Origin of the sequence: Pseudoalteromonas shioyasakiensis (assembly GCF_001550135.1) — a bacterium.
Classification (GTDB): Bacteria; Pseudomonadota; Gammaproteobacteria; order Enterobacterales; family Alteromonadaceae; genus Pseudoalteromonas; species Pseudoalteromonas shioyasakiensis.
The window spans coordinates 25,672-50,552 of the sequence record NZ_LRUE01000014.1; the positions used below are offsets into that span (position 1 = coordinate 25,672).

Below are 24,881 nucleotides of genomic sequence, written 5' to 3' on the forward strand. Positions count from 1 at the left end.
TAAAAAATAGTAGCATATTCTTAGCAATAGACGAGAGATTATTCGCGTAATAATCTTTACACAAACCCATATAACTTTAACTTATAAAGCTTGAAATACGCGGTGTAACACTGGTAGAGTCGCTGGGTTGAGAAAATAATAATAAGGTTTTTAAATGAGCGAAAAACGCGAGCATTTTAGCTCCCGCCTCGGTTTTATTTTAGCGGCAGCCGGTTCTGCTGTAGGTATCGGAAACTTAGTGGGTTTTCCTGTTTCAGCTACAAAAAACGGCGGTGGTGCTTTCCTTTTAGTCTATGCATTGTTTGTCATTTTCATCTGTTTGCCAGTGATGATGGCTGAAATGGCCATGGGTCGTAAAGCACAAAAAGATCCACTTGGTTCATACAAATTTTTAGCGGGCAACGATCCAAAATGGAACTTTGCTGGCTTTTTAGCCGTATTGACGCCATTTATGATTGCTGTTTTTTATATGGTGATCACAGTATGGATTTTCGGTTATTTATCGCAAACCGCTTTTGGTAATCTAGATGCTTTGGCACAGCCAGATAATTTTGGCTCTTTTATCAATAGCTACACCGTGTTTGGTTATATGGCCGTGGTTGCCATCATCGTTAACTTGATTTTAGTGGGCGGTGTTAAAGAAGGTATTGAAAAAGCGGCTAAGTTTATGATGCCAGCTTTATTTGTACTACTCACCGCATTGGTTGTATACGTACTAACACTTGATAACGCAATGGCCGGTGTTAAGTACTATGTTGTGCCTGATTTTTCAAAAATGGATGCCAGCGTATTAAATGGTGCATTAGCTCAAGCGTTTTTCTCGTTGTCGTTAGGTATGGGTATTTTAATGACCTATGCATCGTATATTTCTAAGAAAGATGACATTGTTGGTAGTGCAAAAATGGTTGCAGTTACTGATTCGATGGTGGCATTTATTGCTGGTCTAATGGTGCTTCCAGCTATTTTCAGTTTTAACCCAGATACTGACCCAAGTACTTTATCTGACTCGTCAGTATCGATGATTTTTGTATACCTACCAAAAATTTTATTAGCGTTACAAGCTGATATTGGCTACGTGGGTGCATCAATTGTTGCGTTTGTATTCTTCTTACTTGTCTTTTTTGCTGCAATTACGTCACTTGTATCAATTGTAGAGGTGCCAACAGCAACATTAAGTGACCGCAAAGGTATCAGCCGTAAAAAAGCACTGGCTATCTTAACTTTATCTACAGGTGTATTGACTGTGCTGTGTACCATGTCATTTGGTATGGTTGACTCGCTTACAAAGTTTGTTAGCTATGGCGGTGCAGATAAGAGCTTATTTGATATTGTTTATGATGTGTTTTACGACACAATTTTACCGCTAAATGGTTTAATGGTGTGTTTATTCGTTATGTATCGTTGGAAAAAAGCAAACTTATCGGCAGAGCTAAGCCAAGGCTGTGAAGGCTATGTTGGTAGCTTTACAGAGAAGTATGTGAACTTCTCGCTATCAACGTTTATCCCTGCCATTTTATTACTAATCTTTGTAAATACGGTGGCGACTAAGTTCTTCGCATTTAGTATTTTCGGATTTTAAAAACCAGCTCAATACTTGGCCGCGCATTTTGCGCGGCTTTTTTATACCTACCTTTTTATTTTAAAAGGCCCCGGCATCGAGCACATCACCCAAGCCAAGGGTAAACATCCACAGTCCCCATAAGCTGTGTTCAATCACGCACACGAAGGTCGAGCGGCTTTGCGCATAGGTGTAAGAAAAAAGCAGCCCACCTAAAAATGCCAACAATACGGCCAATACATTCGCATAGACAATGTGAGCCAACGCAAACACTGATGCGCTGACAATAATACGCACTGTTTTACTTGGCATAATGCGTTTATAACGATGGAAAAAATAGGTTCTAAAAATAAGTTCTTGCGGCATCACCGATAAAATGGGGTAGAGCAATAACAACATTAGCCAATCGTTAAATGAGTTTCGAGGCAGTGAAAACCAATTTTCTTGATTCATGATGCCGTAAAACATTCCAGAGAATAGCGCCCCTAAAAAGAAGAAACTAAATAAGCGACGTTTTACCGCACTAAATTGCCCAAGGCTTGTTAAACGAAAGCGTTTAAAATGGGGATCAGATAAAAGCAACATGCCGCACACGGCCATTAAAATAATAAGGGCAGGAATAAGCCAGTTAGCGAGGTAGGCACGAAGAAAGAAGCCTAATAGCGGCAAAGAAACAAATATGAGGGTAAATTCAAGCCAGCGGTATTGGTTAGCGTTCAATGTCGTCTCAGCGTGTTTTTTGTTTACGCTAACAAGCTAAGACGACAGATTTATGACATTAAGATTGCTTTGGATCTTTCTCTTCGTCATCTTCAGGTAAGTATTTGAACAGGGTGATGATCGTTGCTAACACGCAAACAAAGGTAATGCCCATTAAGCCAAACACTTTAAAGTTAACCCAAAAATCGAGCGAGAAGTTATAGGCAATGTAGATATTCAGCGCCGAGATACCTGCAGTCACGGCAACCCAAAATAGGTTAAGCTTATTCCAAAGGGCTTCAGGTACATTGATTTCTTGTTTACTTTCAGAGGCATTTTCTAAAATCGAGCTAAGTGCTTTTTTCACTAAGTTTTTGCCAAGTACATAGCGGCTTACTAACAAAGTAACACTGAAAATGGCATACACAATGGTGGCTTTCCATTTAACAAACTGCTCATCGTGGAACACTAAGGTGAGGGTACCTAACACCACCGCTATAGCAAAAAACACCCAGTGACGGGTTGGCACTTTACCATCTTTAAAATAACAGTAAGCAACTTGAATTAAGGTGGTTAGCATCAGCAAGGCTGTTGCCCAATAAATATCAACTAACTTGAAAACCGCAAAAAATAAAATCAGCGGGATGTATTCAATAATCGCATGCATAAATTTATAAATGCTCTAATTTAAAAAGATACTGGGTTGTATCAAGTTATCACGCAAGATACAAGGTTGACTTAACAGCCCTGAAAGCTTAGCCTCCCGGGCCAATCTGGCCTAAACCTGCGTTTAGGTTGTTTTACCTTATCTTTTTCCGCTTAACCTCAGATGATTAAGCGGCGTATTTTGGAGCACTTTTTATGAATAAAGCCGCGTTAGTATCGCAAATGGCTGCCCACAGTGAATTAACAAAAAAAGACACACAAGCTGCATTAACCAGCATGTTAAATGCTATCGAAAAGTCTCTTTCTGAGGGCGACCAAGTGCAAATTAATGGCTTTGGTACGTTTGCTCTAAGTTATTACCCAGCACGCAAAGGACGCAACCCACAAACCGGTGAAGAAATTGAAATAGAAGGCGCTAACAAGCCAGTTTTTAAACCTGCTAAAGCACTCAAAGACGGTTTATAAGCAGGATTTGCAAAGCGGGTGTAGTATTTACAGAGCATAAATAGAACACCTGGAAATTTATTCAATATTTTCAACCTATTAAGTTTGGCATGTTGTCTGCTATTAATTGTTTAGGTTTACCTAAATAAGGAGATAACATGTCAAATTTAAATAGCCAACTGAATGGTAAAAAGATTGCCATTCTTGCAACCAATGGTTTTGAGCAAAGCGAGCTATTGTCACCACGAAGCGCATTATTAGAAGCTGGTGCACTTGTCGAAGTTGTGTCACTTGAGCGTGGTGATATCACAGCATGGGATGAAAACCAATGGGGTGAGCGAGTCAGTGTTGACCGTGTAGTCAGTGAAGCTGACTCTGCAGAGTATGACGCGTTACTTCTGCCTGGTGGCTTATTCAACCCAGATACGTTACGTCAAGATAGCGAAGCAAAAGCCTTTGTTGATGGTTTTTTCAGTGCCGGTAAAAATAAACCTATCGCTGCGATTTGCCACGGTCCATGGCTATTAGCCGAAATTAACAAACTACGGGAGCGCAAAGTAACCTCATACCCAAGTATCAAAACAGATTTGATCAATGCAGGAGCTAATTGGGTTGATCAAGAAGTATGTGTTGATGAGGGTATAGTCACAAGCCGAAGCCCAGCCGACTTAGAGGCCTTTAATCGAAAATTCATAGAAGAGATAGATACCAACTCGCACTAATACGCACTCATTTTGAGGGATTAAACCTTACGTTAACGGCGTTAAAAATTTTTTATTTAGAACAACTAAACTACAAAATTTTTGCCTTGTTACCGAACAGGTTTTCTTGCCTCAAAAAGCCCGCTTAATTAAGCGAATTGGTATTGAGGGCATTCACCGCCATCATTAATTGTTAAGCACAAAAAAGGGCCTTTATGGCCCTTTTTGAAGTAATAAAACAAACTTACTTTGTAGCTGCTTTCATACTGGCTACAAATTCTTTTAAACCAGTTAGCATCGCTGCTTGGTCATCAAGGTTTGCCTCGATAATTTTAACAACAGCTGAGCCTGAAATCGCACCAGCGGCTCCTGACTCAAGTGCTGATTTAACATCTTCTGGTGTTGATACACCAAAGCCTAATAATGCCGGTGCAGCATGGTAATCTTTTAGTTTTTTGACTAATGAATCTGCTGGCATTTGTGCCTTGGTTTCTGTGCCTGTTACACCTGCGCGTGAAAGAAGGTATGTATAACCACGGCCATATGACGCACATTCTCGAAGAGTGTCATCATCTGCATTCGGTGTAGCAATAAAAATTGGGTCGATGCCATTTTTCATTGCTGTTTGGCGAAATAGCTTTGATTCATGCAGCGGTACGTCAGCCACTAAAATTGAATCAACACCTGCTTCTTTAGCATCTTGATAGAACTTTTCAAGGCCACGCTTAAAGACTAGGTTTGAATACAATAATAGGCCAATTGGAATATCGGCATTGTACTGGCGCACTTGTTTAATGATATCAAAGCAATCTTGGGTATTAATGTTTTCATCAAGTGCACGAATGTTAGCAGCTTGGATCACTGGGCCATCAGCAATCGGATCAGAAAATGGAATACCTAGCTCAAGGGCATCAGCGCCGCCATCAATTAAGCTTTTGATTATTTCTACACTCAGTGCTTTATTAGGATCGCCAATCGTAACGAAGGGTACAAAAGCACCTTGGTTTGTTTCATTTAATGTGGCGAACAGTTGTCCGTAACGGTTAGTCTGGCTCATAGTGCGCCTCCTTCTGATAAAACACTGTGTACGTGAGCCAAATCTTTATCGCCTCGGCCGCTTAGGTTAACCACTAAAATGGTGTCTTCGGTTTGTTGCTCGGCATATTTAAGGGCATATGCAAGGGCATGGCTTGATTCAAGTGCTGGAATGATCCCTTCGTTTTTAGCCAGTAGTTGGAATGCTTCAAGTGCTTCAGTATCGGTAATACCTACGTACTCAGCACGGCCAGTTTCATGCAAATGAGCATGCTGTGGGCCAACAGCTGGGTAATCAAGACCTGCTGACACTGAGTAAGACTCTTCAATTTGACCATCATCATCTTGCATAATGTAGGTATAGGTCCCGTGTAAAATGCCTTTGGTGCCTTTACATAAGGTGGCACCATGCTGGTGGGTATCTAAGCCTTTACCAGCAGGCTCTACACCAATTAGTTTTACGCTTGGCTCATCAATAAAGTCTGTGAACATACCAATGGCGTTAGAACCACCACCTACACAAGCCAGCACCGCATCCGGTAAGCGACCTTCAGCTTTAAGCACTTGTTGTTTTGCTTCTTCACCAATCATTTTTTGGAACTCACGCACCATGGTTGGGAATGGGTGAGGGCCTGCTGCAGTGCCTAGTAAATAGTGAGCATCTTTATAATTTGCTGACCAGTCACGCAGTGCTTCGTTTACTGCGTCTTTTAAAGTACCAGAGCCCGCTGTGACAGGAATAACCTCTGCGCCCATTAGTTTCATACGAAATACATTTGGTTGCTGACGTTCTACGTCTTTTGCACCCATGTAAACGCGGCATTTTAAGCCAAGTAGGGCACAGGCAAGGGCCGTTGCAACACCGTGTTGGCCGGCACCTGTTTCTGCAATGACTTCTTTTTTACCCATGCGTTTGGTAAGGAGTGCTTGACCAAGTACTTGATTGGTTTTGTGCGCACCACCGTGCAGTAAATCTTCACGCTTTAAATACAGTTTTACCTTAGGGTTTTTAACTAAGTTACGTGTCAGTGTTAATGGTGTAGGGCGACCTGCGTATTCATTTAATAGTTTTTCAAACTCAGCCTGAAAAGCTGGATCGTTTTGTGATTTATTAAACTCTGCTTCTAGTTGCTTGAGAGCTGGCACAAGCAGCTGTGGTACAAACATACCACCGAATTCACCGAAATAAGCTGGATTTTGCATTCTAACCTCAATAATTTCTGATATGCGAAAACGCATTTTGTAATTTTGTTTGGCACTTTTTACCCGCTGACGCTTCAACGCCAGAATTTAGGTCAAGGCCGTTAGCACCGCGATAAAGCGCTGCATGGATATTCTCTGGGTTTAAACCCCCGGCTAACATAAACGGCACGGTTGCCGTCTCTAGCACTGACCAATCAAATGCTTCACCTGTGCCGCCTTTTTGGCTCTTGCTGTAAGTGTCGTATAAATGGCGATCAACCCCTTCAAGCGGTTTAGGTAATTCGCCTTTAACTGCTTGGGCTTTCCAAATTTCACAGCCAAGCGGTAATTGCTTTCTGAGACTTTGAATATACTCGCTATTCTCATCGCCATGTAATTGCACGGCCGCTAATTTTAAGCTTTGTGCATAATCGACCACTTGTTCAAGCGGTGCATTGATAAACACACCCACATACGCGAGTGGGGCACTTTGCGTAACTTGCTTGGCACAGTCGATATCGACATAGCGCGGTGACTTAGGATAAAAAATTAAGCCACCATACACAGCACCACTGGCGTAGGCTGCCATCGCATCTTGTGAACGGGTTAAACCGCACACTTTGTTCTCACCTAAAATCACTTTACGACATGCGGCTTCTAAGTCTCGCTCAGCCATCAGTGAGCTGCCAATTAAAAAGCCATCACACAATGGCGCAAGGCGTTTTACATCTTTATGGGTATAAATGCCCGACTCTGAAATCACCACTTTGTCATTTGGGATAAGCTGACGTAAACGCTCTGTTGTTGCAAGGTCAGTACTTAAATCACGAAGGTCGCGGTTATTAATACCGATAAGGCTGGCATTAAGTGCAAGAGCACGGCTCACTTCTTGCTCATTGCTAACTTCAGTGAGCACCGACATATTTAAAGAATCAGCCACCTTATGAAGCGCTAAATATTGCTCGTCATCAAGGACAGAGAGCATTAATAAAATGGCATCACCACCAGATAAGCGTGCTAAATAAACTTGGTACTCATCAATAAAGAAGTCTTTACAAATAAGCGGCTGTTCAACTTGGCTGCGCACATACTCAAGGTACTCATAGCTGCCTTGGAAATATTTTTCATCCGTTAGTACGCTCATACAGGTTGCGTACTTTTTATAAACCGATGTAATTTCCTCTAAATTGAATGGTTCGCGAATAAGTCCTTTTGACGGTGAGGCCTTTTTACATTCTAAAATAAACTGCGTACCGGTTGCTGCTAATGCGCCTTCAAAGTCTCGCTTGGTTGGCACAACCTCGCTAATGAATGACCCAAGCGGGCGCTGTGCTTTTCTTTGTTCTAATTCAATACGTTTGTCGGCAACAATTTTGTCTAACACGTTAGCCATGACTTACCTCAATAATTGCGTTCAATGTGTCCATCGCTTTGCCTGATGCTAAAAATTCGCTTACTTGATCTGCGGCTGCTTTTAAATCACTTGCTTTATCGGTTAAATAAAGAAGAGCGGCAACGTTGGCTATAATGGCTGCGTTATGCGCCATTTCACCTTGACCTTGTAAAATCGCTAAGCTTGCTTTTGCGTTATATTCTGGGCCTTGGCCTGCTAGTTGTTCAAGTGAATAGTTTGCAAGACCAAAATCGCTCGCTGTTAGCGTGTATTCGCTCAGTTCACCGTTATTAAGTTCAACCACTTTGGTTGTCCCGTGTAAGGCAATTTCGTCAGTGCCTGCACCGTGAACCACCATAGCGCGTTTTGTGCCAAGGGTTTTTAAGGTTTCGGCCATTGGTAAACACAGCGATGGGTCATAAACACCAAGCAATTGCACCTCAGGGGCAGCAGGGTTGGCCAGTGGCCCTAAAATATTAAAAATTGTGCGGCTTTTAAGGGCCGTACGCACACCCATCGCATGGCGTACACCACTGTGATAATGCGGGGCAAATAAAAATGTAAAGCCGGTATTTTCTAAACAATGGGCAGCTTGCTCAGGGCTCACATCAATATTGATACCCAAGGCCTTTAGTAAATCCGCAGAGCCCGAATTACTCGACACACTGCGATTACCATGTTTGACCATGTTGATGCCCGCAGCGGCGGCAACAATAGCAGCCGTGGTACTAATATTGATTGTGTTTGATCCATCGCCACCGGTACCACAGCTATCGGCAAGCAAGGTTTTGTTGGTTTGAAATGGCACTGCATTGGCGCGCATTGATGCTGCAGCACCGGCGATTTCATCACTTGTTTCGCCTTTTAGTTTTAGGGCGATAAGTGCGGCAGTTAATTCAATATCATTAAGCTTGCCATTCATGATGGCGTCAAACAATTCAGTTGCTTGCGAAAATGATAAATCTTGCTTTGCTAATAATTGGTTTAACTGGGTTTGAGTTGTTGCTTCCATGTTATTCCTCTACTGCACGCGTGCTGTTAAAAATTCAATGCTTTGCTGTAATAGCAATGCGCCATTTGGCGTTAAAATTGACTCAGGATGAAACTGATAGCCAAGGGCATTATCTTGTTGATGGTAAATTGCCATTGGAATATTTTCATAACAAGCAATTACTTCAACATCATCAGGGACTTTAGTTGCCATTAATGAATGATAACGAGCAACCGGCATTTTATCGCCCATACCCGCAAATACAGGGTGCTCAGTCAACGTAATAATTGATGACTTGCCATGCACAGTTTCGCCGGCATGACCAATAACCCCGCCGTAGCTTTGTGTTAGAGCTTGCTGTCCTAAACAGATACCCAGCATAGGGAAGCGGCCTTTACATAGTTCAATGAGTTCCATTAAACAACCCGCATCAGATGGCGCGCCAGGGCCTGGTGAAAGCACTAATAACACGGGTACTGTCTCTTGGCACATTTTGTCAAAGATGCTTTGTGCACTGATGTTATTACGGTATACCACTAACTGGCACCCTAACATAGAAAGTTCATCGACTAAGTTATAACTAAATGAATCAAAGTTATCTAAAAAGTAGATTTTATAGGCTGATGTTGTCGTCATTATTGTGCCTCGTAAGTCGATTGAATCGCAGTGATCACAGCTTGTGCTTTAGCGCGGGTTTCATTGGCTTCTGATTGTGGGTCTGAATCAAACACCACACCTGCACCTGCTTGTACGTAGGCCGTGCCGTTTTTAACAAACGCAGAGCGAATAACAATACAGCTATCCATGGCGCCATCGCCCGTTAAATAACCCACTGCACCTCCATAGCTGCCGCGGCGTTTTTGTTCGGTTTGACGAACTAACTCAGCAGCGCGTACTTTAGGTGCACCCACTAAGGTGCCCATGTTCATACAAGCTTGGTAAGCATGCAGCGCATCGAGTTCAGGTTTTAAAGTACCCACCACACGTGAAACTAAATGCATTACTTGTGAGTAGCGGTCTACTTTTAATAATTCTTTTGCATGACGTGTGCCTGGTACGCTAATACGGGCTACATCATTTCGCGCTAAATCAACTAACATCAGGTGCTCGGCACGTTCTTTTTGGTCGTTACGAAGTTCAAGCTCAATGCGGCTGTCTAGGTCTGGATTAATTTGCCCGTTAGCAAACTTGCCACGAGGGCGAGTACCAGCAATTGGGTATACCTCAACTTGTTTACTCTCTGCGCAATATTTGAGGGCTGACTCGGGTGATGCGCCGAATAACACAAATTCTTCATCGCGCATGTAAAACATATATGGGCTTGGGTTTTGTAGTTTTAATTGGCTGTAAGCATGAAGTGAGTCTGGGCAGGCGAGAGAAAAAGTACGTGACGGAACAACTTGGAAAATATCACCATCAACGATGTTGTTTTTTAACTTGATGACGTGTTCGCAGTATTGCTCGTCGCTAACATCAACAGAAATTGGGTTTGAGCCTGTTTGCTTTTGCCCTTGGTAGCTTTGTGCATTGTCACATACGGCATTTAAACGCTCTAACTGTTGACCAACCTCAAAGCAATTAGCATGAACTTCAGGGCCGTTAAATACATTGCCAATTAGTTCGGTTGTTTTTGCTTGATGGTCGATGACAACTAACGTTTCGGCTAGGTAGAAAACATAATCAGGGCAGCTGTTTTCGCCGTCAGGCACATCAGAAAGAGTTTCGAAATTAGCAACCATATCGTAGGCAAATACACCGCCTAAGAACACAGAAAATGGGTTATCTGTGGTGCTTTTAATACTATTAATACAGCTACGTAGCGCACTAAAAGCGTTATCTGCTACTAATTTACTGGCTTCATCAATGTCGCTTGCTACTTCGTTGTAGGTTAACGTTAATGTGTCTTCTACAAGCTCAGCAGAGCAGTTTTGCACATGAGTTTGTAAATAAGGCAGTAATTGTTTGCCGTTATTTGACTGTGCAGTGAGTGTGACCTGTTTGCCTTGGCAAACAATACGTAGCGCTGAGTCAACCAAAATTAGACTTTTTACACTGTCTTTAGAATCAATTTCAGCAGACTCTAACAGCAGTGAATTAGGCTTATCGAGTAAACTGTATAACGCAAGTGGGCTACTGATGTAGTCGCGCACTTGAGTGATACTGGTTACTTCACCCGGTGTCGTTGTTATATGACTAAAAATCAAACCTCATTCTCCCTCATTCCCAAAAACTCTTTAAAAAACAAAACCCCGCGAAGCTATGCTTGGCGGGGTTCGTATAAAGATGCCTATAAATTAGATAGACCCTTACCGTCCCGCTAAGCCAGGCGCCACCACCAATGATGTGTAAGAGTTGCTATGTAATTCATTATAAAGCCTTAAAATTTAGATATAAAAAAACCCGCTACATGAGCGGGTTTTGAAATCGTTAGACACGACAATTCGTCACCCGCTAGTTACGAGTGCCACCACCAAATTGTGATTTGAATTGTTTTGTTCATTGTTATTACTTATTTAACGTGTCTGAAAGTGCATACAGTAAAGCGTACCTAAGCCGATACTGTCAAGCATTAATTTACATATTAATACGTGTTGGGCATTTACCTCTCGTAATTGCCCAATTATGTGGGTATATATGTCTAACCTAAAAAGATAATCACGCCCTGACACTAAATTTTTGTTATACTCACATCATTGATTCAAGAACTTACGTAAAGCAGTCTTTCCCTTTGATAAAATACGATTTACATAGCCATACCACATACTCAGATGGTCAGCTATCAGTCGAGCAATTGTTACACCGCGCGGTTGAGAAAAACATAGATGTGTTTGCAATTACCGATCACGACACGTTAAGTGCAATAAAACCAGCACGCCAAGTTATTGCAGATGATAATTTACCGCTTAAACTAATTGCTGGTGTTGAAGTATCGACAAAATGGGAAAGCTTTGAAATTCATATTGTTGGCTTAAATGTTGATGATGAAAATGACGCACTTTTGTCATTATTACAGGCGCAACAAGCCAAGCGTGAAGAGCGCGCTTTAGAGATAGGTCGTCGCCTTGCGAAAAATGGTTTTGAAGGCATTTACGACCAAGCAAAAACATTTGCTGAAAACGCCCAGATCACACGCGCGCATTTTGCCCGTGCACTGATTGAGCGTGGTGTTGCTAAAAACTTTCCTGGAGTATTTAAAAAGTACTTAGGGCGAGGAAAAACAGGCTATGTACCAAGTAGTTGGTGTGATATGCAAACCGCAATTGCTGCCATTCACCAAGCCGGTGGGGTTGCCGTTCTTGCTCATCCTGGGCGTTATCAAATGTCTAACAAATGGCTACGTAAGTTAATTATTGAATTTAAAGACGCAGGTGGCGATGCGATGGAAGTTGCACAACCACAGCAAGCACCCAGTGAGCGCCAGTTTTTAGGTGAACTGAGTCGTGAATATGGCTTACTTGCATCACAAGGGTCAGATTTTCATTTTCCGACCAGTTGGTTGGAGTTAGGTAAAAATTTATACTTACCAAAAGATTGCCAAGGGGTTTGGCAAGCATGGGAAGGGCAATAGGAGCGTGTAATGAGTCAGTTTTTTCATATTCATCCAGATAATCCGCAACCACGCTTAATCAGCCAAGCGGTTGATATTATCAAGCAGGGCGGTGTTATCGTATACCCAACCGATTCGGGTTATGCACTTGGCTGTAACATTGGTAATAAGCAAGCAAAAGAGCGCATCGAACGTATTCGTGGTATTGAAAAACACCATAACTTTACTTTGGTCTGTCGTGACTTATCAGAGCTATCTACTTATGCTCGTGTTGATAATCAGTTATTCAGATTAATTAAAAATAACACCCCTGGGCCTTATACGTTCATCTTTAAAGGCACTAAAGAAGTACCAAAGCGTTTATTAAACGAAAAGAAAAAAACCATTGGTATTCGTGTTATCGAACACCCAATCACCTGTGCTTTATTGGCTGAATTAGGTGAGCCGTTAATGTCGTGCTCTTTAATTTTACCGGGTGAGCAATATACCGAGGCTGATCCTGATGAAATTCGCGATCGCATTGAAAAGCAAGTTGATTTAATTATTCATGGTGGTTATCTTCCTGAACAGGCAACCACAGTAATTGACTTGTCGGATGATGATATCGAAATCTTACGTGTCGGTTGTGGTGATACTAAACCATTTGAGTAGAGACTTCATTGACTAGCCCAGAGCTTGACGCGCCAGATAATTTACAAGAGCCAGTACAGCAAAAGCTGCCACTGGCTTTTTTGCATGGCAAAGCGGTGGTCGATAAACCTGAAGACTTATATATTCCACCCGATGCGTTAGAGATCATTTTAGAAACCTTTGAAGGTCCTCTCGATTTACTTCTGTATTTAATCAAAAAACATAAACTCGATGTACTAGAACTCTCTATTTTTAGTATTACAGAGCAATACGTTAGTTATGTTGAAATGATGAGTGAGTTTCAGCTTGAACTGGCTGGTGAATACCTTGTCATGGCAGCGTTATTAGCACAAATTAAATCAAGATTATTGCTACCAAAACATGAAGAGCTTGAAGAGGAAGAAGACCCACGAGCTGAGCTTGTAAGACGTTTACAAGAATACGAACAATTTAAAAAAGCCGCAGAAAATCTTGATGAGATCCCTCGCGAAGGCCGCGATATATTTGTAGCCGAAGCACTGGTGCCAGAATTGAGTGAGCGTGAGGTACTGTTACCTGACGTTGACATGAAAGACCTGTTAGTTGCCCTAAGCGACGTTATGGCCCGAGCCAAAACATTTGAACACCATCATATTACCGCAGAAGCCTTATCGACCCGTGAGCGCATGAGCTTAATTTTAGATAAACTCTCAGAAGCGCAATCACAGTTGCCTTTTAGTACTCTTTTTACGGTAGAAGAGGGCAGAAGTGGTGTTGTAGTAAGCTTTATCGCGATGTTAGAGCTGGTGAAAGAAAACCTGATCAGCTGCTTTCAGGTAGATGCCAATAGCCAGATTTATGTTGGTTTGGTGGAAGAAGGCGAATAGCTGAAAGTTAATAGTTTTAAGCTTTAAGCGGTAAGTTTTAAAGGCAGTAGATCAATTATTAAAACTGGGTCATTACTAGTTGAGGGCCTGATAAATATATCAGGGCGCCTGCAATTTGCGACTACCCAGTTCTTGTCGTTATGTTCCGACTCGTTCTAAAAGGATATTTATGTCAAAAGTAACGTTGAAAGGGTTTATTTTAGTTCCTGAGTCTGACTTAGAGAACGTTAAATCTGAGTTGGTGACTCATAGGCGTCTTACCCTAGAAGAGGCAGGTTGCATTACTTTCAGTGTTACTGAACATACAGAAAACCCACTTCGCTTTGATGTATACGAAGAGTTTATAGATAAATCGGCATTTGAATATCATCAGCAAAGAGTTAAAAACTCTTTATGGGGTAAAGTAACAACTTGTGTTGAGCGACATTACGAGATCTTTGAGTCATCACCAGTCAAGAAGTAGCTCGTAACGAAAGTTTGCTTCATATGGAATAAAAACACTTAACTTACAGAATGTTAAAAAATTGCACCAAGTCTCAGTACCTGATAAGTTGGCTTTCCCCATTTTGGGGTAAGCCTACTATTAAGGAAAATATAATGAAAAAGTTAGGAATGGTACTGTTATCTCTCGTTGCATTTGGAGCCTCAGCTGCAGAAAATTTGCAATTAGACCTTAACCTTTATTTGAATAATCAACTTGTAAAAACGCACGTTGTTAAAACTGAAGAAGACAAAACTCAAACAGTGACTGCAGATGATATTCTTAAATTTGATGTAACCCCTACATTGGACGACCAAACTGTGACACTAACATCAGCACTCTATAAATTTGAAAATGGCTCTTACAATAAATTTCAAGAACCTAAGTTAATGGTAAACCTTAATGAACCTGCAACGATTGAGGTTGGGACTGAGGGTGTTGAAGTGTATAAGATTGAAATAACAGCAAGTAAAATATAATTGTAATAGCATCTTTTATACGTTCTTATAGCGGCTAACTTTAGTGTGCTCCAATTAATTAGCCGTCTATATTTAGGTATGCACTTGTAAAAATAGGCATGCTCTAAGTAGCATCATTTACAAGTATCTTTAAGTTTCACCTATATTCAAATTTTTAAGGAAATCAGATGCAAAGTAAACACATTACAATCAAAACCATGACCAAGAAGGAAGTTGAACTCATGATTGATTGGGCTGCAGCAGAAGGCTGGAATCCAGGCCTTAATGATGCAGAGTGTTATTTTGCTGCTGATCCTGAAGGATTTCTTGTTGGTTTTCTTGGCGATGAGCCTATTGCTACAATTTCTGCCATTAATTATCACGATGCATTTGGCTTTATCGGCTTCTACATTGTTAAACCTGATTACCGTGGCAAAGGTTACGGAATACAAATTTGGAATGCCGCGTTAAAGCGCCTTGAAGGGTTGAATATCGGCCTTGATGGTGTGGTGGAACAGCAAGAAAACTATAAAAAGTCTGGTTTTAACCTGGCTTATCGCAATATTCGTTTTGCAGGAGTCGGTGGTGGTAATTCACAGCAAAATTCAGATATTGTTGATCTTGCTACTGTGCCATTCGAAATTATTGACGCATACGAACAGGCTTTTTTCCCAGTAAATAGAGCAAACTTTACCAAAGCCTGGTTAAGCCAACCCCAATGCGACGCTTTGGGCGTAATGCACAATGGGGAATTGGCAGGATACGGGGTAATTCGCAAATGCCAGAACGGCTTTAAAATTGGCCCTTTATTTGCCGACTCACCAGAATTGGCCGAATCTTTGTTCCTTGCTTTTAAATCTAAAGTGAGTGCATCTGAAGCTATTTTCCTTGATACGCCAGAAATTAATCAAGCTGCTGTTGTTCTAGCACAGAAGTACAACATGCAAGTGTCGTTCGAAACCGCCAGGATGTATACCGACGAATGTCCTAGCTTGCCATTAAACCGTATTTTTGGCGTGACTTCTTTTGAAATCGGCTGAGTTTATTGGGTTGAGTGATTAAACGGTTGTGAGTAAAACTAAAAATTTATCACGTTAAAAATTAAACGCTTTTATCAACGAGTATTCATAATATTGCTAGCACCTTGCACCTAGCACCTAGCACCTTTTTCTCTTTCCCCTTTCCCCTTACAACTTTCTCCTTTCCCTGGGTGTGCATATACGCACAGAAGCTGTTCGTTTTACGCTATTTTCATTATATAACCCATCGGTTAATCTATATTTAGTTTCACGATTCTCATGGGAAATGAGCATGTTAAAGAATTCAAAGTCAAGTTATGGCTGGGTTGCCATCTTATTGCATTGGTTAATGGCACTTGGGGTGTTTGGTTTGTTTGGCTTAGGCGTGTATATGGTTGAGCTAACCTATTACGACGCTTGGTACAAAGGCTCTTTGGACTTACATAAAAGCGTGGGCATTACCTTAGCGGCATTATTGCTGTTTCGATTTGGTTGGCGCTTATTAGGCACCCAACCTGAGCCTGTTGCAGGTAGTCCAAAAGCAATGAATCGAGTTGCACACTCAGTCCATAAACTAATTTATTTAGCTTTAATCGTCATTGTGACATCAGGCTATTTAATCTCTACGGCTGATGGCCGTGCAATTGAAGTATTTAATTTATTTGCTGTACCGGCATTACCCGAGTCGGTCGCGAACCAAGAAGATATTGCAGGTAAAATTCACTTTTATGCCGCGTATGGGCTAATAGCTGTGGTTGTTTTACATGCTTTAGGGGCACTAAAACATCATTTTATCGATAAAGATAAAACCTTAATTAGAATGATCAAACCATTGAAGGATGATTAATATGAAAAAATTACTATTAGGCACAGCACTAAGTGCTGCACTTTTCTCAACAGCAAACGCAAATGCAGCTGACTACGTTATTGATACAGACGGTGCCCACGCATTTGTTACATTTAAAATTAAGCACTTAGGTTACAGCTGGTTACATGGTCGTTTTAATACTTTCTCAGGTGATTTTAGCTATGACGATAAAGCGCCTAATGCATCTAAAATCAATGTAACGATTGATACTAAAAGCATCGACTCAAACCATGCTGAGCGTGACAAGCACTTACGCGGTAAAGACTTCTTAAATGTTGATAAATACCCAACTGCAACATTTAAAAGTACCTCAATCAAGTTTGATGAAGACGGTGATGAAGCAGATGTTACTGGTGAATTTACCTTAAATGGTGTGACTAAAACCATTACTTTTGAAATTGATAAAATTGGTGAAGGTAAAGATCCATGGGGTGGTTACCGTGTTGGTTTTGAAGGTGAAACAAGCCTAAAACTAGCTGACTATGGTATTGACTACAACCTTGGCCCTGCGTCAACGCATGTTGATATTGGCTTATTTATTGAAGGTGTGCGTAAGTAAGCACCATTCATACGACCACCAATTCGCTTTATTCTCGGATTGGTCAATATAAAAGTGCCGCTCAATGAGCGGCACTTTCGTTTCTATCTTTTAATCTCTTTTCTAAAATTGGTTGCAAATTATCGGGTAGCCAGCGTACTAAAACGTCATGAAAAGCATCTGTATGCGCTATTTTTTCAAGGGCTTCATCTAATAATTTTGCTGTTTCTTTACCTTGTTCGTTGTTTGTACAACCTATGTAACCAACACTTAATGCAGGTGCTTCAGTGAGTGACAGTTGGGTCAATTCATCTTCAAAGCCCATAGAATGCGCCAAATAGTAATGCTCGCTTGGGTAGCCAAGTAATATATCAATACGCTTTTTTTGTAGCATATAAGTCAAGCTTGCGAGGGTGTCTCTGCCGGGGCGTGAGATGATATTTGAATCATGGCTTTCGTTAATCACGCTATCTATATCAGCGCCAAAAGAGCGGCTCATTGATACCCCTAATGCCAAGTGTTTATCGTCTAATAACGATTTTAAGGACACTGGTTTTGTGACGTCTAACTCAAGTTTTGCGGCTAACTCTTTACGTATGGCAATGGAGGGTGATAAGCCCACTGTTGATGAGTGTTTTGTAAACTGAATATGCTGCTTACGGTGCTCGTTTTGATACAACGACAGCATACAGTAATTGTTGTGCGGGTTTGATAGTTCATGTACGGCACGACTAGCCGGCAATAAAGTGCGTTTAAATGACACTTCAGGGAGTGCTTTTTCTAGTAATTTGATCACACTTTCATCACGACCTGTGCCTTCGTACTTGTCATTCATGATGTAGTAGGGGGCAAAATCGACCATGATCCACTCAATGGTCTTCGGTTGCTTGGTTGCAACAACGGGCAGGCAAAAAAGTAATAGTAAAATAGACCACACACAACGCATTTTTACTACCTATTTATGGGCTAAAAATATAAGTGTAGCAGGAATTTAGCTATATGCAGGCTGGTGGTAAAAACTAAAACGCCAGCTTGTTGGCTGGCGTTTATCGGTAGGGTTTAGTTGGCTTTTAACCACTTCACAAATTGGCGTGCATCACTGGCCTTTTGGAAGATGGCATTTTTTAAGCCCTGCGTGTCACTAAAAATTACACGCTGTTTATTTACCGAGATTGATTGCACTGGATGTGCGATCTGGATCAAAGATCCGTTGTATTTATATGACATAATAAAACTCACTCTTTCTTTTGTCAGTGTCTGTAGAGCTTTAAAAGGCATTTAAAAATACAGACCGACATTTGTTGTCTTGCTAACAGTGTTGACTAAGTTTGTGACAGTTTGGTGATGATTTGAAAATTCATCAAAATGTCATTTAGCAAACAAGTTGCAAGTATTTATACGAATATGCGGGAATTACTGGATCAAGGTAAGGGGTTAACCGCGTAGTTTCTAAAAACCAGACAAGTAGATTACTGTAAGAATTAACTAAGCGCAAGGTTTATTTTTTAAACATCAAAAATAATCTCTGGATGTTTAACAGAAACAGGCGTATTGTGATTAGGCACAAAATAACAATAAGAAGTATGCTTATGAATTACCTTTTGGTATCAGATATATTCGGTAAAACAGCGCATTTATCGCTGCTTGCTCAGCAGCTTCGCGGTAAAGTGAGTCTTTGTGACCCTTACATGGGGGAAATTCAGCTCCCCATAAATGAGCAGTTTCAATATCAACATTTTATGACTCAATGCGGCCATGACAGTTATTTTGAGCTAGTGCATTTAAAAATGGCTACTATTCGTCAGCCAACCACGATTATTGCATTTAGTGCAGGCGCAGCCGCTGTTTGGCGAGCTCAAGCAGAGTTAAAAAATTCTTTCATTAAAAAAATCATTGCCTTTTATCCATCCCAAGTTAGACATCATCTTGAGCTTGAGGCTAACGTTCCTTGTCGATTTATTTTTCCTCACAGTGAAGAGCATTTTGATATTAAGCCTGTGATTGCAACATTAAAAAGTAAAGCCAAGGTGAGCTGTGAAATAGCCGACTATGGTCATGGGTTTATGAACCCGCTATCTGAGAATTTTAATCAGCTCGGTTATCAGCAATTTACCGAACAGCTACTAAAAGAGTGTTGTAACTCAGAACTTGTCCCCAACGATTAAAAAACTGGTCTATAGTCATTACTAAACAACAATATAAGTAATGACTATGATGGACCAAACAAATTACAGCCACTTTTTATCTAACCCTGTTGCTAAACCACCTTGTCGAATGATCAACGCGCAAATGTACGGATTTTTTGTGTCTGGCTGTGAGCAAAAAATGCAGCAGTATGTTGATGCAACTTTAAACCTACTAGCAACCGAATCAACCTCGTTTAATGTGTTAGGAAGCACGTGTTTACTTACCTTCACTGATATCGAAAAAATTTCTTCCTTAACGCCACCGTTTTCAGAGCATGGCTGGATGCAAGAAACCGATATTATTATTTGGCTCCCAGTAGCAAAAATGCTCGATGGAGATATTAGTCATTTATATTGGTATCCGGCATTTATTAGCGTCAATAACATTTATGCTTTGATTAATGGCCGAGAAGCCTGGGGCTACAATAAATACCTCTGTGAATATCAAATGCCTGCGACTGTGAGTGATGCGGGCGCCTTTAGTATTTCTTTAGAATGTTTTGATGTGTTTAACCCTGACTCTAAATTAGCGATGCATGAGCTATTAACCATTGAGCAAACACAGGCAAGTACCAAGGAAAACTTACTCGATAACTTATCGCATTTTTCTAAACACGTTACCGATTTGTTTGATGCGCAAATTAAAGGCATTGATTTATCGCTTCTTAAACAATTGTTAGACGGGTTTATTCATCCGCAGATGGATCAGATTTTGTTTAAACAATTTCCCGATGGCCAAGGAGATAAAGCCGTTTATCAAAGCGTGGTTCACTCACCATCGTTAATCAAAAAAATTCACCAATTAAAACTTTTACACAATGATTTTAGTTTGGATGTAAAAGCTCTTGCGAGCTTTCCTCTAAATGACATGTTTGGTATCGCACTTGGCAAACAAACGGTTCATTTACCTTTTTACGTCAATATGGACTTTGACCAGCTTGGCGCAACACAACTGTTACCAGCACAGGGGTAACCATGGAAAAAGAAAAAATCACCATTGTCGGTGGCGGTGTTGCAGCGATGACTGCGGCAGTGTATTTAACCGAGCAAGCTAATTGGCAAAGCCAGCGCGAAATTACCGTTTATCAACAGGGTTGGCGACTTGGCGGTAAAGGGGCGAGTGGCCGAAACGCCCATTTTGGACAGCGAATCGAAGAGCATGGTTTACATGTTTGGTTTGGCGCCTACGTGAATAGCTTTCGCACCTTAGAAGGGGTGTATAACTCACTCAATCGACCAGCTAGTTGTTCATTGGCAACTTGGCAGCAGGCATTTAAACCACACAGTTTTATTGCTTTACAAGAGTTTATTGATAACGAATGGCAAACTTGGCCGATAGATTTTCCTACCGTTGAAGGGAACCCCGCTGATGGCAGTCTAGATATAACAGTGTGGGACTTTGTCACCATGACATTAGCATGGCTAAAAAAATGGACCGAAGGCATTGAGCATGTTTGTCAGCAGCAAGATGCTAAAACCATTTTAGTGACTAAAAAATCACGGGATCAATCGTTACTCAAACACATGTATCAAGAAATCAAAGCAGACATTGATACCCATTTAAATGGCGCAAAGCAGTTTATTGATGATATTGAAGCAGGTGCAACTGAAATTGCCTCGAACCCACGAACATTGATAACTCATTTGCTGCAGTTCACCGAAAAGCAGGCCACCCATACAGATAAACAGGCCGATCGACTGGTTATTTGGTATATCGTCAGAAAGTTAAAACGTTGGTTTAAAGACCAAGTTATTGATTTACTCGAAGACAACCCAGAGCTGCGCAGACTTTATATTTGTGCCGATCTTGCGATTGCAATGCTCACAGGACTGATTAAAGACAAAGTATATCGCGACGGTTTTGGTGTCATTAATTGCTACGATTTTCGTCAGTGGCTCGAAAAAAATGGTGCTAACAAAACTTACAGCGTTGATTCAGCGCCAGTGCGCGGCTTTTATGATTTGGTGTTTGCTTACCCTAAAGGTGACTTTAGTAAACCCAATGTTGAAGCAGGCGTTGCCGCCCTTGCTATGTTACGTATAGGGCTTTGCTATAAAGGCGGCGTGATGTGGAAAATGCAAGCAGGCATGGGCGATGTCATTTTCGGACCAATTTATGAACTTTTAAAGCAGCGCGGCGTTAAGTTTAAGTTTTTCCATCAGTTAACTAACTTATCTCCTGGGCAAACTGACCAAGGTGAGCCGCAGGTAAGTGAGATTCAGCTTTGCCAACAGGTCAGTTTAGTTGGCCAAGATTATCAACCGCTCATTGATGTAAAACAGCTGCCATGCTGGCCAAGTGAACCCCTGTATGAGCAAATCAGCCCAGAACAAGCGCACTTATTGCAAGAATATCAAATCAATTTAGAGTCATTTTGGAGTAATTGGCAAGAGGTGTATCAAGAACACTTTAGTACCTCATTGCCAACAGTGACGCTTCGCCATGGTATTGATTTTGATACACTGATTTTAGGGGTCTCGGTTGCCTCTCTTGAACACGTTGCCTCTGAACTTTTAGCTGTAGATTACGCGCTTTCTCAACAAGCAACAAAAGTGCAAAGTGTGGCGACTCAGGCTTGCCAAGTATGGTTGAATAAAACCGACCCACAACTTGGCTTTACGCAAACTAATGCTGCTCATGAAGGGCCTATTTTAAGTGGCTTTGTAGAGCCGTTTGATACTTGGGCTGCAATGGGCAACTTGCTCGATAAAGAAGATTGGCCAAGTGACAACTCACCAGTTAATGTTGCCTATTTTTGCAGTGCGTTTAGCTGCGAAAACTACCCACCTGCCAGTGCACATCAATTCCCAGAGCAAATGAAAGCCGAAGTAAAATTGAATATGCATAATTTGTTTAGCTCAGATATGCGGCCACTTTGGCCTGAAGCCTATACTGATAACAAGTTTGATTGGCAGGTTTTTTACAGTGATCCGCATAGCATTTTACCTGTACTAGAGCAGCAATATTGGCGCGTAAATGTCGATCCCAGTGAGCGCTATGTCCTATCTGTGGTTGATTCGAGTAAATACCGTTTGGCTACAGATGGTAGTCAGTTTGTCAATTTGCGCATCACTGGCGACTGGATAAAAACAGGGGTTAATGCGGGCTGCGTTGAGGCTGCTGTGATGGCCGGTATGCAAACAGCCCGGGCAATATGTGGTTGGCCAAACGAAATCAGCGGAGAGCATGCATTCGAAAAAGGATAGTGTGAGCAAAGTTGTAAATAAGTATGCGTATAAGTCATGAATTTTCATGATTTATATGCGACTTTAATCTATTGTTTGGTCTATACTTACCACTAAATTACAACAATTTAACAAGTTTCCCTCTTTTAAGGTCTAAAAGCCAATGAAGCGTCCTTTTCTTAAAGATCCAAAGTTTATGATGTTGTCGAGCTCAAGCTTGGCGGCATGTGTAATGGCAAGCGCTGTTGCACAAGGAGCTGAGACTGAAAAAGACATGGAAGTTATTAGCGTTTATGCACAAAAGCGTCCGCAAGCAATTGAAGACGTGAGTGTGGCGGTAAGCCAAGTGAATGGCGAAATTTTAAAAGCTCAGCATTTTAAAGATTCAACTGAAATTGGTTTGTTTGCGCCAAACGTTAAAATCACCCAAAACGCCGCAGAAGGGACGCCTCCCGCTGTGAGCATCCGTGGGGTGGGGTTACTTGATTATAATACGGCGAATACCTCACCTGTTGCCATGTATATTGATGGTGTTGCGGTGGGGTCTGCCAATAATCAAATTGTTAACTTGTACGATATTGAACAACTCGATATTTTACGCGGCCCGCAGGGTACCTTGTTTGGTCGTAATTCTACCGGTGGTGCAATACTAATACGCTCAAATCGCCCTGAGTTTGATAGCTATGGCTCGCTAACATTAGGTGTTGCCAATAACAACGCCACCAGCGTCGATGGTATGTGGAACCAGCAACTCTCAGATTCCAGCGCAGTGCGTATTGCTGTTAACTATCAAGACTACGAATATTCAACAAAAAATACTTATGCAGACTCACCAACAGCAGGCATGGAGCAAAAAAATGCCCGTGTGTCTTTTTTGTCCGAGTGGGATGACGTTGATCTTTACCTGCAAGCGCATATTGAAGATTGGGATGGTATTGCCCAGCCAGTTGGTAGTATTGGTATTGTCGCGAATCCTTTAACGGGTGAGCTGTGTTCACCAGCAGATGCGGGCTCAACACGCTGTTTTGATAACTTTGGTTTTAATGATGGCAGTGATGACTTCTTTGCTGTGAGTGTCAATAACGACTCACCTCATAAATCTGATGGCTACGGTTTTATCGCCGAAGTGAATTGGCATTTAAACGAGCAAAGTACATTTACCTCACTTTCGAGCTTTAACGATTTAGAAAGAAGCCATGCTTTTAACTGCGATGGCTCGCCAGCTCGTTTGTGCGAAGGAGTATTAGGGTTAGATACCCAACTATTCAGCCAAGAATTCAGAATATTAAACGAACTTGCTGATTACACACTCACCAGTGGTGTTTATTTTGCCGATGAGACGATTGAGCAAGATAATCTAAATGATATTTTGCGTGATTTCCGGGGTATTTTACCGACAAACTTAACCGCGACCTTTATTTACGATAATGAAATCAAGATGCAAAATTTGGCTGTATTTACCCAAATTGAAGTACCAGTCGCAGATAAATGGATGATCACAGCCGGTCTTAGATATGACTATGAGTCACTTGAGTATGACTCAATCGCCACGTTAAATGCGGTGGTTGATGTGAATGACTTAGACGGAGTGCTTGTACCATTTTATCGCGTTACCGATGAGCAATCAGACAATGGCTTTACTGGTCAATTTGCCGTTAATTATCGCTATTCAGATGCAAGCAATCTTTATTATCGTTTTGCTAATGGTAGTAAAAGTGGTGGCTACAACGGCGGCTTTTTGTCATCTGAAGAACAAGCAATCTTAGCAAACTACGGTAAAGAGCGCTTAAATGCCCATGAAGTTGGCTTAAAGTCGTTCTGGCCTGGCAAGCAACTTAGAATGAATTGGGCGGCGTTTTATTATGACTATAACGACCAACAAGTGTTTATGAACCAAGCGTCAGAAACACCGCAAATGCCTCCTGTGCAGCTGCTTGAAAATGTCGCTGATTCAACTATTTACGGTCTTGAAACTGAAATCAATTACCAAGCAACTAAGCAATTAGCCATGCTACTTTCAGTTGGCTATATCCCTCATGCTGAGTTTGAAGAATACGTTGACCCACTTGGCAATAGTATTACCGATAACCAACTACCATTTACTTCTAAATGGAATGTATCAGCGGGATTAAAATATGATACCAGCTTGGCGTCATATCCGTTATCGGCCAATATTATTTACGATTATCAGTCTGAGTTTTATTTTGATCAGAACATGAACCCTTATGCCCGCCAAGACGGCTTTAGCATTGTTAATGCGCATCTAAAATATGATGTTGATAATTGGTCATTTACTTTATGGGGCAAAAATTTATTTGATACTGAATACAGTCAGTTAAAGTTCGATTTAAGCTCGTTCTTAGGCATGCTTGAAGACTTTAAAGGGGAAGGGCGTCGCTATGGCTTTGATGTTTCAATGCAATTCTAGTCGTT

General features: G+C 41.3%; 25 protein-coding genes. 15 read left to right on the forward strand and 10 right to left on the reverse strand.

Features of this window, described 5'->3' with window-relative positions:
* Window positions 1-154: 154 nt before the first annotated feature.
* Entirely contained in the window at window positions 155-1,579 is a 1,425-nt protein-coding gene (locus tag PASHI_RS07375; protein WP_062565118.1) for a sodium-dependent transporter, read from the forward strand.
* A 60-nt stretch (window positions 1,580-1,639) separates the two neighbouring features.
* Here the strand turns inward: PASHI_RS07375 and PASHI_RS07380 are convergent, their stop codons facing one another.
* Together PASHI_RS07380 and PASHI_RS07385 are read right to left on the reverse strand one after the other, a co-directional pair.
* On the reverse strand, window positions 1,640-2,278 hold the full coding sequence (locus PASHI_RS07380; protein ID WP_054552911.1) for a CPBP family glutamic-type intramembrane protease: 639 nt from the start codon (window positions 2,276-2,278) through the stop codon (window positions 1,640-1,642).
* A 58-nt stretch (window positions 2,279-2,336) separates the two neighbouring features.
* Complete coding sequence (locus PASHI_RS07385; protein ID WP_054561224.1) at window positions 2,337-2,924, reverse strand: inner membrane-spanning protein YciB; 588 nt, start codon at window positions 2,922-2,924, stop codon at window positions 2,337-2,339.
* A 194-nt stretch (window positions 2,925-3,118) separates the two neighbouring features.
* Here PASHI_RS07385 and PASHI_RS07390 point away from each other — a divergent pair, with 194 nt between their 5' ends.
* Window positions 3,119-3,388, forward strand: a complete 270-nt coding sequence (locus tag PASHI_RS07390; RefSeq protein WP_054561225.1) for an HU family DNA-binding protein — start codon at window positions 3,119-3,121, stop codon at window positions 3,386-3,388.
* A 137-nt stretch (window positions 3,389-3,525) separates the two neighbouring features.
* Complete coding sequence (locus tag PASHI_RS07395) at window positions 3,526-4,089, forward strand: type 1 glutamine amidotransferase domain-containing protein (RefSeq protein ID WP_062565119.1); 564 nt, start codon at window positions 3,526-3,528, stop codon at window positions 4,087-4,089.
* A gap of 223 nt (window positions 4,090-4,312) precedes the next feature.
* Here the strand turns inward: PASHI_RS07395 and trpA are convergent, their stop codons facing one another.
* The 6 genes from trpA to PASHI_RS07425 are packed head-to-tail and all read right to left on the reverse strand — an operon-like array spanning window position 4,313 to window position 10,873.
* Window positions 4,313-5,125 carry a tryptophan synthase subunit alpha gene (gene trpA, locus PASHI_RS07400; RefSeq protein ID WP_062565120.1) on the reverse strand — a complete coding sequence of 271 codons (813 nt, stop codon included), beginning with the start codon at window positions 5,123-5,125 and terminating at the stop codon, window positions 4,313-4,315.
* Window positions 5,122-6,306 (reverse strand): tryptophan synthase subunit beta, encoded by a 1,185-nt coding sequence (gene trpB, locus PASHI_RS07405; protein ID WP_062565365.1) that lies wholly within the window; start codon window positions 6,304-6,306, stop codon window positions 5,122-5,124. Before trpB ends, trpA begins: the two co-directional genes overlap by 4 nt.
* A 7-nt stretch (window positions 6,307-6,313) precedes the next feature.
* On the reverse strand, window positions 6,314-7,678 hold the full coding sequence (trpCF, locus tag PASHI_RS07410) for a bifunctional indole-3-glycerol-phosphate synthase TrpC/phosphoribosylanthranilate isomerase TrpF (protein ID WP_062565121.1): 1,365 nt from the start codon (window positions 7,676-7,678) through the stop codon (window positions 6,314-6,316).
* Window positions 7,671-8,690 (reverse strand): anthranilate phosphoribosyltransferase, encoded by a 1,020-nt coding sequence (trpD, locus tag PASHI_RS07415; protein WP_062565122.1) that lies wholly within the window; start codon window positions 8,688-8,690, stop codon window positions 7,671-7,673. The genes trpCF and trpD overlap by 8 nt, the downstream gene beginning before the upstream one ends.
* A 9-nt stretch (window positions 8,691-8,699) precedes the next feature.
* A complete protein-coding gene (locus PASHI_RS07420) occupies window positions 8,700-9,305 on the reverse strand; it encodes an aminodeoxychorismate/anthranilate synthase component II (RefSeq protein WP_062565123.1) in 606 nt (201 codons plus the stop codon).
* The gene (locus PASHI_RS07425) at window positions 9,305-10,873 is read right to left on the reverse strand and encodes an anthranilate synthase component 1 (RefSeq protein ID WP_062565124.1); all 1,569 of its coding nucleotides are present in this window, start codon (window positions 10,871-10,873) and stop codon (window positions 9,305-9,307) included. Before PASHI_RS07425 ends, PASHI_RS07420 begins: the two co-directional genes overlap by 1 nt.
* Before the next feature lie 524 nt (window positions 10,874-11,397).
* Here PASHI_RS07425 and rnm point away from each other — a divergent pair.
* The 8 genes from rnm (at window position 11,398) to PASHI_RS07465 (ending at window position 17,097) form a co-directional block, all read left to right on the forward strand.
* Entirely contained in the window at window positions 11,398-12,237 is an 840-nt protein-coding gene (gene rnm, locus PASHI_RS07430) for an RNase RNM (RefSeq protein WP_062565125.1), read from the forward strand.
* A gap of 9 nt (window positions 12,238-12,246) precedes the next feature.
* A complete protein-coding gene (locus PASHI_RS07435) occupies window positions 12,247-12,867 on the forward strand; it encodes an L-threonylcarbamoyladenylate synthase (protein WP_055021149.1) in 621 nt (206 codons plus the stop codon).
* Window positions 12,868-12,875: 8 nt separating this feature from the next.
* Window positions 12,876-13,712, forward strand: a complete 837-nt coding sequence (locus tag PASHI_RS07440; RefSeq protein WP_062565126.1) for a segregation and condensation protein A — start codon at window positions 12,876-12,878, stop codon at window positions 13,710-13,712.
* Between the two features lie 169 nt (window positions 13,713-13,881).
* Window positions 13,882-14,175: a putative quinol monooxygenase gene (locus PASHI_RS07445; RefSeq protein WP_062565127.1), complete on the forward strand. Its 294-nt coding sequence runs from the start codon at window positions 13,882-13,884 to the stop codon at window positions 14,173-14,175.
* Between the two features lie 134 nt (window positions 14,176-14,309).
* Window positions 14,310-14,672 carry a hypothetical protein gene (locus tag PASHI_RS07450; protein ID WP_062565128.1) on the forward strand — a complete coding sequence of 121 codons (363 nt, stop codon included), beginning with the start codon at window positions 14,310-14,312 and terminating at the stop codon, window positions 14,670-14,672.
* Window positions 14,673-14,839: 167 nt separating this feature from the next.
* Window positions 14,840-15,691: a GNAT family N-acetyltransferase gene (locus tag PASHI_RS07455; RefSeq protein WP_062565129.1), complete on the forward strand. Its 852-nt coding sequence runs from the start codon at window positions 14,840-14,842 to the stop codon at window positions 15,689-15,691.
* A gap of 271 nt (window positions 15,692-15,962) precedes the next feature.
* Window positions 15,963-16,517: a cytochrome b gene (locus PASHI_RS07460; protein WP_062565130.1), complete on the forward strand. Its 555-nt coding sequence runs from the start codon at window positions 15,963-15,965 to the stop codon at window positions 16,515-16,517.
* 1 nt (window position 16,518) lies between these two features.
* On the forward strand, window positions 16,519-17,097 hold the full coding sequence (locus PASHI_RS07465) for a YceI family protein (protein WP_054552925.1): 579 nt from the start codon (window positions 16,519-16,521) through the stop codon (window positions 17,095-17,097).
* 61 nt (window positions 17,098-17,158) lie between these two features.
* Here the strand turns inward: PASHI_RS07465 and PASHI_RS07470 are convergent, their stop codons facing one another.
* Window positions 17,159-18,022 carry a TIGR02285 family protein gene (locus PASHI_RS07470; RefSeq protein WP_062565131.1) on the reverse strand — a complete coding sequence of 288 codons (864 nt, stop codon included), beginning with the start codon at window positions 18,020-18,022 and terminating at the stop codon, window positions 17,159-17,161.
* A 113-nt stretch (window positions 18,023-18,135) separates the two neighbouring features.
* The gene (locus PASHI_RS22070; protein ID WP_165381452.1) at window positions 18,136-18,303 is read right to left on the reverse strand and encodes a hypothetical protein; all 168 of its coding nucleotides are present in this window, start codon (window positions 18,301-18,303) and stop codon (window positions 18,136-18,138) included.
* Window positions 18,304-18,665: 362 nt separating this feature from the next.
* Between PASHI_RS22070 and PASHI_RS07480 the strand changes: the two genes are divergently transcribed.
* From PASHI_RS07480 to PASHI_RS07495, 4 genes are all read left to right on the forward strand, one after another.
* Window positions 18,666-19,241: a dienelactone hydrolase family protein gene (locus PASHI_RS07480; protein WP_062565133.1), complete on the forward strand. Its 576-nt coding sequence runs from the start codon at window positions 18,666-18,668 to the stop codon at window positions 19,239-19,241.
* 46 nt (window positions 19,242-19,287) lie between these two features.
* A complete protein-coding gene (locus PASHI_RS07485) occupies window positions 19,288-20,235 on the forward strand; it encodes an acetoacetate decarboxylase (RefSeq protein ID WP_332393174.1) in 948 nt (315 codons plus the stop codon).
* Between the two features lie 2 nt (window positions 20,236-20,237).
* Window positions 20,238-22,469 carry an NAD(P)-binding protein gene (locus PASHI_RS07490; protein WP_062565135.1) on the forward strand — a complete coding sequence of 744 codons (2,232 nt, stop codon included), beginning with the start codon at window positions 20,238-20,240 and terminating at the stop codon, window positions 22,467-22,469.
* Between the two features lie 142 nt (window positions 22,470-22,611).
* Window positions 22,612-24,876, forward strand: coding sequence for a TonB-dependent receptor (locus tag PASHI_RS07495; RefSeq protein WP_244269379.1), 2,265 nt, complete (start codon window positions 22,612-22,614; stop codon window positions 24,874-24,876).
* Window positions 24,877-24,881 lie beyond the last annotated feature (5 nt).